We start from the raw sequence: 12,805 nt of genomic DNA, 5'->3' as shown, positions 1-12,805 counted from the left end.
ATGGCCATCACATACCTGAAAAAAGCGAAAGCCCGCCCCGCAGTCGAACACAAGGACCTCCGGGATACCGTTGCCTCCATGCTGGCCAATATCGACGAAGGCGGTGAAGAGGCGGTGCGCGACTATGCCCGCAAGCTCGACAACTGGACCGGTGACATTGTTGTTTCCGCTGCTGCCCGCGCCGCCGCCTGTGCCCGCGTGCCAGAGGCGCTCAAGGAGGACATCCGCTTTGCCCATGGCAACATCCGCCGCTTTGCCGAGGCGCAGAAGGCCACGATGGGCGAATGTGAGGTCGAGGTGATGCCAGGGCTGATCGCCGGGCAAAAGCAGATCCCCGTGTCGAGCGCGGGATGCTACGTCCCCGGTGGACGCTACAGCCATATCGCAAGTGCGCTGATGACCGTCACCACCGCCAAGGTCGCGGGCGTGCCGCATATCACCGCCTGTTCGCCCACACGGCCTGACGTCGGCATTCCCGATGCCATCGTCTTTGCGATGGACCTCTGCGGCGCCGACCTGATCCTCAACCTCGGCGGGGTGCAGGGCGTCGCTGCCATGTCCAAGGGGCTGTTCGGCGGCAAGCCTGCGGATATCCTCGTTGGCCCCGGCAACAGCTACGTGGCCGAAGCCAAGCGCATGCTCTTTGGCGAGGTCGGCATCGACATGTTCGCAGGCCCCACGGACTCGCTGGTCGTCGCCGATCACACCGCCGCGCCCGAAACCGTGGCATGGGATCTGGTCAGCCAAGCAGAGCACGGGATAGACAGCCCGGTCTGGCTGGTCGCGACCGACAAGGCGCTGGCCGACGCGGTGATCAATAGTGTGCCCGGCATGATCGACAGCCTGCCGGAACCCAACGCCTCTGCCGCGCGCATGGCATGGGACGAACGGGCCGAGGTCATCCTGTGCGACACCCGCGAAGAGGCCGCCGAGGTGGCCGACCGCTACGCGCCCGAGCATCTTCAGGTACAGGCCGAGGATCTCGATTGGTGGCTGGGCCGCCTCACGGCCTATGGCTCGCTGTTCCTGGGCAAAGAAACGACAGTGGCGTTCGGCGACAAGACCTCTGGCCCCAACCACGTCCTGCCCACCAGCGGTGCCGCGCGCTATACCGGCGGGCTGTCGGTGCACAAGTTCACCAAGACGGTCACCTGGCAGCGCTGCAACGCGGCGGCGTCGCACGAACTGGCGCTGCGCACCGCCCGGATCAGCCGGACCGAAGGGATGGAGGGCCACGCCCGCTCTGCCGAACTGCGCCTAATGCCGCAGCCGGTCTGATCCCGATTACCCAAGCGTTTCCCGCCGACCCGCATACTCGCCCGGGCGGCGCTTTCTAAAGAACCGGGCGGCGGACCAAATTCTGGTCCGTCCCTCCCAACAGCGTCAGGCACAGCCTCATGGTCTCCCTCGTCAAATCCCGGATCTCGCCGTATTTCGGCGGGCTGCTGCTTGCCACCGTCATCGCCGTCGCCGCGACCTTCATGTCCGAACATTACGGCGCGCCGGTCATGCTCTTTGCCCTGCTGATCGGCATCGCCTTTCACTTCCTGGCGGAAGAGGAAACCTGTGGCGCCGGCATCGACTTTGCCGCGCGGGCTCTGCTGCGCCTCGGCGTCGGGCTTCTGGGCCTGCGGCTCGGTCTGGCCGAAGTTACCAGCCTCGGGGTCACCCCCATCATTGCGGTTGTGGCCTTTGTCCTGGCGACGCTGGCCTGCGGCGCGCTGATGTCCTTGATTCTGGGCCGCCGGATGGCGTTCGGATTGCTCGCGGGCGGCTCCGTCGCGATCTGCGGCGCCTCCGCCGCCCTGGCGATCACGTCGGTACTGCCGCCGCACAAGGACCGTGAACAAGACACACTTTTTGTGGTGATCGGCGTCACGGCACTGTCGACCATTGCCATGATCGCTTATCCGATCCTGTTCCAGTCGCTCGGCCTCAGCGATGTCGAAAGCGGCTTCCTTGTCGGCGCCACGATCCACGACGTCGCCCAGGTCGTGGGCGCGGGCTATTCGATCAGCGACGAAGCCGGTGTGATCGCGACTTATGTCAAGATCCTGCGCGTGGCGCTGTTGCCGGTGGTGATGCTGGTCACGATGTTCAGCTTTCGCGGCGCACAGCAACAGCGCGTCGGCGTGCCATGGTTCCTCGTGATGTTCGCGGGCTGCGCCGTGATCGCCAACCTCGACATTCTGCCCACGGCGCTGCTCGCGTTTTTGAACGAGCTGTCGCGCTGGTGCCTGGTCGTTGCGATCTCGGCACTGGGCGTCAAGACCAGCCTCGCCCGGATCGTCAAGGTCAAACCCAGCTACAGCATCATTCTGCTTTTTGAAACGCTCTTTCTGCTGATCATAGCGCTCGCTTTTGTGCGAATTGTCGGCATTTGAGTGGCACAGGAGATCTGGCGATCAAAGACAGCCTTTCCCTTGCTATCTATAATCTCCCAGATGCCATGCTAATCCTCACCCTCGAGAAACCGGTACAGTCCGTTTTAGGGTCGCGCTTGCCTGCGGCGTCGGCATTAACAGTGACCAATGTAGCGTGGCCAACATGGGCTCCGCGTTGCGTTTCGACTATAAAGCAGCCGGGGGTTCAGTGAATTTCGCCTCCAGATTTGAGGCGATGACAAGGGAATTCAACACACCTGTGCTTGTCGGTCATAAAACCCGGCGATTACTGCGCAACCGTCAGTGACAGTCGAACCACGCCATCGCAGTCGCGATCAGGTTGTCGTAGTCGCCAGAGAAAGCCTCTCGCATGAAGTTGTCTCGCTCCACCGCGGCGATACCGGCGTGCTGTGCAGCACGCCGACAGCGCGCGACGATCGCCGGTGCCGAGTCGTCTTCATCTGAAAGCTGAACTTGAACATGGGGATACTTCGGGGTCATGATTGCCTTCCACTGTTGACGTTTCCGGGCACATGCCCTGACGAACAAGTGGGTTCATCTTCGGCGACCGAAAAACTGGAATTCCGTCCGAGGTTAACCTCAGCCTCAACTCAGATCGATTCGAATGCCGGCCCGTCGTCGACGCTTGCCCATCTCGCAGCGAAAGTCCGCTCTCCGCCCTTCGAGACGGCTGAAAAATTGATCTCAGCGACATGTTCAGGTTTTCCAAAGCGCAATGTTCCAGTTTGGAGGACCGCAAGTTCGAGAGATCATGCGGCCCTCGTTCGGGACTTTCTGTCTATTGAAGAGGTAATCCCCCCGTTTTTACGGGGCTGGCGCGGTGCCCGTCCGCGCCCTGCTTGCAACAAGGATGTTGGTCAGAGTTTCCGTTGACGAAGCGTTTTTCTTTAATTTCTTGACGATTGCGCAGATCGCTTCGCATCCAGTTTTCCCGGCACCGCTTCCGGCTCGCCCGGTTCAGCAAACCGAACCATTTTTGATCCGGAATGCTCCCTGTCAGCTCTATTCAATTGTCATTGCCGCTACAGGGTCAGCTGGTGGCCGAGACGCCAATCTCGAATGCGCGCGAGGTGCAAAGCTGCGGTCTGGCGACCGATGAGCGATTGTTCGTTGCGAACGCGGTGAAGGTTTTCGTCTGAGAAAAGCTCAGCGCAGGTCGGGGTATCTGTGCGGTCATAAACGCCGAGGTGTCGAAGACACCGCCATGTGAAATGCGCGGCCTCGTGCACTTGCTTGTCGGCACCGCAGAGCATCGTGTCTATCCCGGAAGGCAAGGGGAATTCGGCATTCTTCTGTCGCTCGCCAACGACGGGCATCGGGCCGAGCCGGGACGTCGGCAGAAGGCCGGCCGTGGCGATGGCAGGCACAGTGTGCAATGCATCAAACAGATTGACGGCGCGCGTCCAAGCGCGGCGTAGATCCGGTCGCAGCGCGCGTTCATGGACCCATGCCCACTCTCGATGGACTTGCCATGGCTCCAGGTCGTCAACGCGTGCGGCTTGCGACAAGCGGGCGACCGGGTTGCTCTCTCTTGAAACTCCGGTCCGGGCCAGCAGCGTATCTAATTTTCGCCAGCCCTCGGACATCTCGTTCGCCAACTGCTCGGCCAGGCGCGTGATGCCTGTGCGATAGATCTCCATCTGCTTTGGGTGCGTTTCCATGGCGCTGTTCAGAAGGTCGATCCACGGGATCTCGTTCAGATCCGCGTCAAACAGCGCGGGGTCCGGCGCGCAAGTGTAGAGCTTTCGCGCGGCGACGATCTGCGCTTTGACGCTGTGCTCCGAATACCCGCGAACATTCAAGAAATCACGCAGGGCGCGTTCAAGGCGCTCGGGCAGGTCCCGGTCGTTGTGTTTGCGACCGTCCGGCAGCGGCCCGATCGGCGGTCCCGGCAACCGATCGGTCAGATGGTCGCGCAGCAGATCCAGCGACTGCATGCCTAACCGAAAACGCGTGGTCTGGAGACGCTGACGCGCCTTGTGGAGGAGGGCCGGGACCGTTGCGGCGGTGAGTTGGCCCGGGGCGAGGGGCGGGGTGTGTTCCTTTGCCAGCGCCCTGACGAGGGCCAAACCCCGCATGTCGACACCGACAATTGAGCGCTCGCGGGCTTCCGCCAACAGCAGATCCCAAGGGCAGGGGGCCAACAGGTGCTTTTGGAAAGCGGTGAGCATCGCTCGGTCCACGTCGTGTTTGTCGCGTGAGACATCCCATGCTGCCGCGTCAAAGCGGGCGACAAGGTCGTCAGGAGGCGCGACGCCCGTCATGCCCTTGTCCGTCAGCGTCCGAGCGAGCGTCTTTTTCAGGCGCCGCACCCGCTGACGCCCCACGCGATGGACCCGAGCGAATTCAGTGACCGCGTTTTGAAGGCCCTCCGGCAATACGGCGGGTTTTGCGGGGTTGGGTTTTGATGGTTTCGAAGCTTTGGTTTTGCGTTCGCAGGTCACGTCGGTGGGCTTGAAACCCTCGGGCAAGCCGGAGGGATTGGCTTCTGTGATCAATGCGCAAAGGGCGTGCAGATACGTATTCGCCGACGATCTGGAGATCCGCTTCGAGACCGCAGAATGATAGGCGCGCGCGTCGGCTTCGGTCAGTGCAAGCCTTTCCGCAGGTGTGGTCTCGTTCAAAACCCCTTCATCGACAGCAAGTTCGAAGGCACGGCGCGCGCGGATGGCGTGATTGGGCTTGAGGCGGGCAACGCAAGCCGCAACGTCGGCGGGCAGCGCGACATGGACTTCGTCGCCTTTGCGGAGGCGTTGCATGTCTCCGATCGCTTCCGGAGCAAGGGCTCCCGAGGCGACGACCCGCCCATCCGCCCTGACGGCGTCGAGAATGCGGAAAACGCGGCGCAGCTGTTGCCGTTCGGCACCGTGCAATTCTTGATCGACTTCCAAGGCCAGCGTTCGTGTGATCTCGCAGGGCATACGAGACGGGAAATGTGCCTCCAGCAGCCGACGATTGACGCCGGGCGCACCCAACCCCTTCGCCACCGCATTCAGCAGCGGATACGGATCCTCCCAAAGACCTGCTGTTTGGCATAGCCGGACCAAGGCTGACCGGCACCGCTTGTACATCGCGGCGTCGCCGAAGACGTCAAGCAAAGCTTCGTCGGGCTGTTCAGGAAACACGGCAGTCAGGCATGCTTCGGACTTCAAGAGCGCCGGATCCTGCATGCGCTGCGGCCCGAGCGCCGCGGCGGCGAGGTCCAGCACCGCAGTCGCGGCGACAGGCGCGCCAGTGATGATGGTTCCCGCCTGAATGCCGTGACGAAGTTCGGCGAGCGTGGTTGGGGGGACAAAATCTGACACTTCTGAATCTCCGTGTTGGTCACTGAACGGAAAATCTCGGTATGGATCTTGCCGGGCGGAAAAAGCCGAGGCCCTCAGGCCATGACCACCAGCACCAATCTTGGCCACTTCGACCTCGGGAGAAGGAGATTTCTTGGGAAATCAACCACCGGCGTACGAAAGGCCACGACATGGCCAAGTGGCTTTGGAATACGAAATGCATCATGCAAGGGCTTCATCCGCCAAGTCTCGCCCCATGATCGGCCGTATGATTCACGGCGGCGTTGGTTCAAGCCCCGCGAAACGAGAATGCAGTTACATCACGAGACCGCCGGGCCGGTCAGCACGATTGCCGACAACGCCGGTGCGCTGCGAGGTCGGACACGCCCGCCGTGACCTTTTCCTGGAATGGGCGGCGCACCATGGAGATGTCGTATGTGACGGCGTTCACGCAGTCCCGGAGGCTCGATGTCGCAAAGCCGTCCGGGGTGTAGTGCTTGATGCCGACGTCGTTCTCGGCGTGTCCCAGCAGGTTCCTGCGCTCGCTGTCCCGGCAGCCTGTGGCGACCAGAGCTTGGTTGAAGGTCGTCCGGAAGGCATGAAAATCGAGACCCGGTCGGTAGACCTTCGCCGACTTGCGATACTTCGTGAAATTCTTCGAAAACGTTTCTGTGAAGGTTTTCTTGGCCTTGCTGCGTTCGAGCCAGGGAAACAGGCGGGGTTCGCCGTCGCGCTTGCGCAGAGCGACCAGTTCGAGCAGCCCCAGTTCAATCAGGTTCTTGTGGACCGGTACGGTGCGCCGCCCGGCAGAACTCTTGAGGCTTTGACCAACCCCTTGTTGCAGGACGAAGCAGGGGATCCCGTCCACGTCACGGATGTCGCCTGTGGCCAGCTGCAGGATTTCCTCGCTGCGCAATCCGCTGTGGACCGAGATCAGCGGCGCCCAGAACATCGGATCGCCGGGCTCGTCCAGAGGCTGCTGGAACACACGGCTCCGCAGCAGTGCCGGCAGGTCGTCGAACCAGGCATCGCGCTTGTTGTCTTCCTGATGCAACTCGCGCTGGTCGTATTCGCGCTTGTCCCAGATGTGGTCTTCCATGATGTTTTGGGCCAAGTGGCCCTTGGCGACCGCGAACCGGCAGATCCGCTGAGCGTCCTGCATGTGGCGATAGATTGTGGCCACCCGCATACGCGGCGTCTTTTCGATCAGGATCTGGAACTCGATCTTGCCGGGGCTTGCCCCCTGTTTCTCGAGCCGTGCGCGTGTCAGGGCTTCGTTCCGGTCGTCATGGGCGTCCGTCTCGGCCACGATCTGGCGCAGGCTGCGTTTTTCGGAGGGCTTGTCCGCATAGGACCGCGGCAGGCGCGTCACGAGTGTCCAGAATTCGGTCAGCATCTCCTCTGTCACCAGTGCCAAATCAGAGACCGGAAGCCCCTTTTCGAGCAGGCGGAGCGTCGACTTGACGTTCGCCGAGGAGTTCTTTTCCCAGCTCTTGCCGTCCTTTTCCGACGGTGTTTCCGTGCGTTTGAACGTCCGGTAGCCCTGACAGCGCAGAGCGATGTAGTCCTCGGCGATCTTGCGAAGCGGGGCCTCGGCGGCCTTGACCTTGCGGTCTGCGGGTTTTTGCTGACGCGGCTCTTTTTGAGGCGCTGGAGCGGTGGAGGGTGGTACCGGCACCGGAGTGACGGGCGCTGCATGGGGCACGTCAGGCGCCGAGGCCGCGACCTGCGCTGTCACCGGGCGGCACGTCACCTGCGGAACGGACGTCGTCGGCGCAGTTGGCCCAGATGGCACGGTCGCCGCAGTCGGCGCGAGGCCGAGAGCCGCAAGGCCGGCCGCCGTATCGACAGCGGGCTGCACAGTCAGAGCAGCAGCCGGTGCTTGCGTGACCGCAACGCGGGCGTCCATCGCTGCCTGGGCGGCAGACAGATAGCGCTTCGTCCCTCCGGGCGTACCGCGGTCCCGGCGCATGTTTTCTTCACCGGCTTCGATCATGGCCTCAAGCGCGCGCATGGCAAGGCGCGCATAGTCCGGGTCTGCTTCGTCCAGTGCCACGCCGAGGCGGTCGGCGGTCATGCGCAACGGCGCATTTGCGATCTCCCGATCGCGCAGCAGGATGGCCTGGCGCAGCGTGCCAAGCGCCGCTTCCGCGCAGGCCTGTTCGTATTCGGCGGCTTCAAGGCTGCGGGCAGGGGCGACCTCACGGGCAAGATCGGCCGCTTCGATCTGAAAGCGGCACAGGCTGACCAGCAGCATCTCCATCTCGGCGTTTGAAATCGACATCGTCTTCTCCGCACATGCGGCGAAGGCCAGGTCGGTGAGATCGGTCAATCTCCGGGCCATGGCCTCCGCGTCGCGCGGGACATCGGTCCGTAGCGGGAAGAGCAAAAATTTTTTTCTGAAAAAAAATTTTGGGCATCCAGCCGGAGCGACCAGAGGCCAGCGACGTCGCCAGTAGAAAAGCTGACCGCGGCGTTCGAGATATCTGTACTTGGGCTTGCGAGGCATGGCCGGCGACTCCTGTGCAAAGCGGAGTGCCAAGTGTTGTGCCAAATCGCCAAACTGCGACTCCTGACGGAGTTTTCAGTTCAATTCCAATGCCTTGGAAGATTTGGCTCCGGCGGTAGGGTCTACCTCACCAGCTATATCATTGGTTTCATGATGATAAATTGCGTGTTCCGGTTCAGAAAGGGTCCGAAAAGGGTCCATCCGGATTGAAAATCCGCCTGGAACGGGTGCTTCCCTCAGGGTGGGCAGCCGCGTTTCGCGGAGCCAAACCCCTAGACAATGAGACGCCGAGACAGTGAGACAGCGACGAACCTTTATTGATGGGGCCAATGTTTGGCCGACGCGATGAGAAAGACAGGGGGCCGTATCGGGGTTCGGCCAAGGGCGGCTAAGCGGGACAAAGCACCAGTTCGCTGAGGCTGCGCCAATGACCGCAAACCTGACCCGCCCGTCGCGCGATACCTATGGTCTCGCTCAGCGCTTTAATGCCAGAGGGTACAGCCCCTGAACTTAGGCGAGAGCAGCCGCTTAAGCGATGTACGGTGATTTCACGCTTTGACCGACCCTGCGTTTCGCTCTGCACCCAAAACCGGATGCGAATAACCAGCTCCGCTCCGCAGAACATCGGACGGGGCCAATCATGAAAAGCCCCGATGCCGACGAAACTGCGCTGCCTGATACTGGCACGTCATTAACCGGAGCGAAAACTTTCTGCGCTAATCTGCTGAGGTACACAGCGAAAGATGCATAAATGCCCGGCTATATTTCGGAAATTGATGTTTACGGGGGACCACCAAACGAATTTATTGAGTTAGCGATACCTACAGGCACCGACACCTCAAGCTATACTGTCGTGCTCTATCAGGCTGATGGTACAATCCGCCAAACGCTCAACCTGGGCATTGCAGAGAGTGTTCAGAATGGTCAAGACGTCTATATTCTCGATAATCTCGACGGGCTGTTAGACATCAACAATGGGGATGCAATCGCCTTTGTTGATGATACCGGCACGGTTCTGCAATTTTTGTCGTTCAACAATAATCCTGTAACTGCCACCGTGGGCCCTGCCAACGGCCAGACCAGCACCAACATGGCCACCGGCTCTTTGAACTCGTCGTTTCAAAGCGACGATGGAGGGGCCACCTATTACCGGCAGGATTCCCCGAACAAAGGCACTGTCCCCTGCTACGCCCCCGGCACGATGATCGACACGCCCGATGGCCCTCGCGCGGTCGAAACCCTGCGCCCCGGTGATCTGGTGTCCACCGTGGATCATGGCCCGCAACCGATCCGATGGGTGCGCAGTGGCGATCACCCGCTCGAAGACGCCGAGGTTGATGATAAGCCCGTGCTTATTCAGGCGGGGGCCTTGGGCCCTAACCGCCCCGCCCAAGACCTGATCGTGTCACCACAGCACCGCATCATCGTTGGCGGTGGCGGGCAGTTGATGGCGCATTTCGACACGGTTGCCTTTGCGCCGGCGAAAGCCCTGACCAGTTTGCCCGGTATTCGGTACATGAAGGGCAAAACCAAGATCACCTATGTTCACTTCGCCTGCGACCGGCACGAAGTCGTCACTGCCAACGGCTGCCTGTCAGAATCGCTGCTGCTGGGGCCGGAAGTTATGAAAGGGCTGTCGCCCGCAGAGCGCCGCGAGGTGACCAGAATTTTCAGGCCAGTTCCAGAGCGGGTGATGCATTGAACGGTCCTGCAGCTCACATGTGTCTGGCGGTTGGCGAAGTGCGTCGTCAGCTTGCAGCCCGTGCGCTGTCGAAAAGCTCCATTGCTGCAAAAGAAATCCGCAAATGGGACGTGGACGCCGCGCTGGAGCGATATGAAGCTGAGCGCCTGTGCGAACATAGATTGTTGCACTCCTAAGCACTCACTTGCGAATGACACCCGGCTTTTTTGGTAGGGCACACTGAACCGGACATTCGCCGCGTCACAGAAAATCAGTAAAATGGGCTCGAAGTGGACATCCGGGGCTTATGGTCAATCCAACCGCCTAAAGGGCGAACCACTAAGTTATAGATGGGTCCAATGATCAGCCGCCCGAACTCGCTGATCGCGGAGGTTTTGGGCCTGTGTTCCCACGCGGAGATGGTCGGGCCTGATGCACAGGCGGTTGTTGCACAGGTGGCGGATGACACTCCGTTTGAGGGGGAGATCGCCCGAAAGCCCCCACGCAACCAATTGGTAGACTTTCTGCCGACGTCCGCGCCAATGGATACGAGCCGGGGTTGCTTCAGCTTTGGCCGTATCAGCCTTGAGGACAAGGCAGCCAGTGGGCGCCAGTCGGGCCTTGGTGAGACACCGCTTGATGCGCTGCGCCAGGTCTTCGGCATGGTTTTGGTAAGTGTCAGCCCACCAGTCCCGTGACGCTCTGGGCTCCAGATCCTGCATAAGCTCGCCTTCAAAACTGGCGCAGGCCTGCAGACAGGCGTCATAGGCTTGACCGGCCAGTTGGGCGGTTTTGTTCTCAGCGGGGGGCGTCTTCAACACGGAGGAACCCTTTCTGATTCCCTTTTGCCAGCTGGGTGTCGTTCAACCAAGTCTGATAGCTGGCGTTCGCTGTACTGTCCAGGAACGGGCCTATCTCACCGGTGTCCATGTGGTCTCTGGCATCGGGGGGGTGGTCAGACATAGGCCTGCGATCAAGCTTTCTTGTCAGCAATGCTGTCCAGGTCACTTCCATAAAGTAGGGCAGCGGGAACCACAAAAAGCCATTCTCGACAGCACCTTCCAGCGTTCCCGCCAAATCGTTGGACAGTATCCGGCCATCTTCAACCAGTAGGCCCTTCTTCGCCCAGACACGTTGCTGTTTCCCGCGCCACCGCAACCTTGTGCTTTCCCATCCCAAGCGGATCAGAGCATTCCGCAGAGAGTTGTCATTCCTGAAATTCATGTGTTTGGCCAAGGCCTTGAAATCCGCGCTGGGGATGACAGACACATTGAATTCGGCCAGAAGCGCTTCTAGAGTTTCGTCACTTTCGTTGCCGGACTGCGCCTGAAGTTCGCGCATGATCGGGGTCGCGTTAGCCTCAAACCGCATGCTTTTCGGATCAAATTCCGGCGATAGCTTCCTGCATGATAGGGCGGCATACAAACCGGCCAATTGTTCTGGGTCTTGAACCTGTTCCATGACCTTGCCGACAAGCGCCGTGAACGCGTCGCTCCGAGGCCCTTGGGCATGACCGTCATGGCTCATTTCAATGATGTAGTAGCGACGTTCTCCAGCTTCTATCCAGAGCGGTTTGTGGTTGGTCGTAAACAGGTAACAGGCCTTCAGCGGGATGGTTTTTGTCGGCTGATACTTGACGTTCACCGTCGTTCTGTCGCTGGTGATGAGATCCTTGAGCTTGTTGCCATTGTCGGACCGGCTGCTGATGTGGACTTCCTCGACTATGATCAGTTTCTTGTCCAAAATGCGATCATTGAAGGTGGCAACGAGCTTGTCCGCACCATCGATCTTGGCGGTGTTTGCCGCCCCGAACAGAGCCTCAAGCACCACACCGATAGTGGATTTCCCCGTCCCTTTGTTCTCCGAAAACAGCAGGATGGCCCAGTTCGGCTTGTTTGCCTCATTCTGAAGCGACCAAGCAATCCAGTCCAGCAGCATGGTTTGCTGAGATTTGTCCGGTATGGCGAAGTCAAGGAAGGTCTTGAAGGCCCCGTAGCTTGGGGGCACCTGATGCTGACGGTAGTCTGGCAAAGACCAGCTGTTCAGGTCCCACATGTAGTTCCGGAAAAGGCGGCGTGACGGGTTTCCGGGGGCAGGGTAGATTTTGCCGGACCACACCCCGAAGGCCAGCCGAGGATCCATCGGTTCGCTCTCAATGCAAGCCTGGACAATACTGCCCGCCTTGGCCATCACGAGTTCCTGAAAGGGGGTATCCGCGTAGTACTCAAGCATCATCGGCTTCACCACTTTGGCAACGTCGTTTATCCCCAAGCGTGTTTCAGGGTCATCCACCCTCAAAAACTTGTTGTCGCAGGAAAGGATCCAGCTGGCGACTTCCATGCGGACTTCCTCAACGCGCCCTTTTTCAGTGGACTGTTCTGGGACCGCTTCAACTCGGACTTGGGGGAGCCAGGCTACACCCGAGTGCAGGTCTTTTTGCAGCCGCTCCAACTTGATTTCCTGCCAAGCCGTCATGTCCGGGTACAAGTCTTGATCCTCCGCCGCTTCGTGGTCCTGATGATCGATAGCAGTGTCCATGGCAGGCCTTTCTCTGGGCTGGGGTCGGTGGAGAAGGGCCATACCTAGCGATGGAAAGGCCGGTGTCCAGACCCAGTTTTGCGCAAGTTCTCAAACTACCGCTTCCGGCACCCAAAGGGGGAGCGGTGGTCAGCCGATAGCTGCCTAGCAACTGTTTCCTTCAATCAGCTTGCGTCGTCCATTTCTGACGCGTTTTGCAGAAAGCGTTGGCAACTGTGGCAAGTTTTCTTGCGACCCTGCCTAAATTCTATGAAGCATCAACTTCCAAGAAAGGATGCTCTTTGAAAAGACCTTTCAAAGCAGCGGGCATTCTAGGCCGTGTTGACAAAAGGGATTTCCACCGGGCGCTGATCGTGATTCAAGCTGGTATCTGCAATGGAGAACAACT

At 60.1% G+C, this 12,805-nt stretch carries 9 protein-coding genes; 4 read left to right on the top strand and 5 right to left on the bottom strand.

All coding sequences use genetic code 11. The features are described 5' to 3' along the window. Both hisD and ACOYQJ_RS23315 read left to right on the top strand, forming a co-directional pair. Positions 1-1,278 (top strand): histidinol dehydrogenase, encoded by a 1,278-nt coding sequence (hisD, locus tag ACOYQJ_RS23320; RefSeq protein ID WP_422908308.1) that lies wholly within the window; start codon positions 1-3, stop codon positions 1,276-1,278. Positions 1,279-1,397: 119 nt separating this feature from the next. Then, a complete protein-coding gene (locus ACOYQJ_RS23315) occupies positions 1,398-2,384 on the top strand; it encodes a YeiH family protein (protein ID WP_422908307.1) in 987 nt (328 codons plus the stop codon). Between the two features lie 300 nt (positions 2,385-2,684). Here ACOYQJ_RS23315 and ACOYQJ_RS23310 read toward each other — a convergent pair whose 3' ends face one another. From ACOYQJ_RS23310 to ACOYQJ_RS23300, 3 genes are all read right to left on the bottom strand, one after another. After that, the gene (locus tag ACOYQJ_RS23310; RefSeq protein ID WP_422908306.1) at positions 2,685-2,885 is read right to left on the bottom strand and encodes a hypothetical protein; all 201 of its coding nucleotides are present in this window, start codon (positions 2,883-2,885) and stop codon (positions 2,685-2,687) included. Between the two features lie 542 nt (positions 2,886-3,427). Next, positions 3,428-5,710: a hypothetical protein gene (locus tag ACOYQJ_RS23305; protein ID WP_422908305.1), complete on the bottom strand. Its 2,283-nt coding sequence runs from the start codon at positions 5,708-5,710 to the stop codon at positions 3,428-3,430. Positions 5,711-6,029: 319 nt separating this feature from the next. After that, complete coding sequence (locus tag ACOYQJ_RS23300; protein WP_422908304.1) at positions 6,030-8,198, bottom strand: tyrosine-type recombinase/integrase; 2,169 nt, start codon at positions 8,196-8,198, stop codon at positions 6,030-6,032. Between the two features lie 751 nt (positions 8,199-8,949). Between ACOYQJ_RS23300 and ACOYQJ_RS23295 the strand changes: the two genes are divergently transcribed. Next, a complete protein-coding gene (locus ACOYQJ_RS23295; RefSeq protein ID WP_422908303.1) occupies positions 8,950-9,900 on the top strand; it encodes a Hint domain-containing protein in 951 nt (316 codons plus the stop codon). 323 nt (positions 9,901-10,223) lie between these two features. Here ACOYQJ_RS23295 and ACOYQJ_RS23290 read toward each other — a convergent pair whose 3' ends face one another. Then, a complete protein-coding gene (locus ACOYQJ_RS23290; protein ID WP_422908302.1) occupies positions 10,224-10,601 on the bottom strand; it encodes an HNH endonuclease in 378 nt (125 codons plus the stop codon). A 76-nt stretch (positions 10,602-10,677) separates the two neighbouring features. Beyond that, entirely contained in the window at positions 10,678-12,417 is a 1,740-nt protein-coding gene (locus tag ACOYQJ_RS23285; protein ID WP_422908301.1) for a primase-helicase family protein, read from the bottom strand. A gap of 206 nt (positions 12,418-12,623) precedes the next feature. Here ACOYQJ_RS23285 and ACOYQJ_RS23280 point away from each other — a divergent pair. Next, positions 12,624-12,805, top strand: a 182-nt coding sequence (locus ACOYQJ_RS23280; protein WP_422908300.1) for a hypothetical protein, incomplete at its 3' end; no start/stop codon positions are given.

The organism is Pacificoceanicola algae, from assembly GCF_049341065.1.
Taxonomy (GTDB): domain Bacteria; phylum Pseudomonadota; class Alphaproteobacteria; order Rhodobacterales; family Rhodobacteraceae; genus Pacificoceanicola.
This window is presented reverse-complemented; position numbering and strand designations above follow the sequence as displayed.

What these genes read in the sequence shown, in the direction of transcription:
- ACOYQJ_RS23310 (WP_422908306.1), bottom strand. Translation starts at nt 2,885, where the DNA reads ATGACCCCGAAGTATCCCCATGTTCAAGTTCAGCTTTCAGATGAAGAC.
- ACOYQJ_RS23315 (WP_422908307.1), top strand. Translation starts at nt 1,398, where the DNA reads ATGGTCTCCCTCGTCAAATCCCGGATCTCGCCGTATTTCGGCGGGCTG.
- ACOYQJ_RS23290 (WP_422908302.1), bottom strand. Translation starts at nt 10,601, where the DNA reads ATGCAGGATCTGGAGCCCAGAGCGTCACGGGACTGGTGGGCTGACACT.
- ACOYQJ_RS23300 (WP_422908304.1), bottom strand. Translation starts at nt 8,198, where the DNA reads ATGCCTCGCAAGCCCAAGTACAGATATCTCGAACGCCGCGGTCAGCTT.
- hisD (WP_422908308.1), top strand. Translation starts at nt 1, where the DNA reads ATGGCCATCACATACCTGAAAAAAGCGAAAGCCCGCCCCGCAGTCGAA.
- ACOYQJ_RS23295 (WP_422908303.1), top strand. Translation starts at nt 8,950, where the DNA reads ATGCCCGGCTATATTTCGGAAATTGATGTTTACGGGGGACCACCAAAC.
- ACOYQJ_RS23285 (WP_422908301.1), bottom strand. Translation starts at nt 12,417, where the DNA reads ATGGACACTGCTATCGATCATCAGGACCACGAAGCGGCGGAGGATCAA.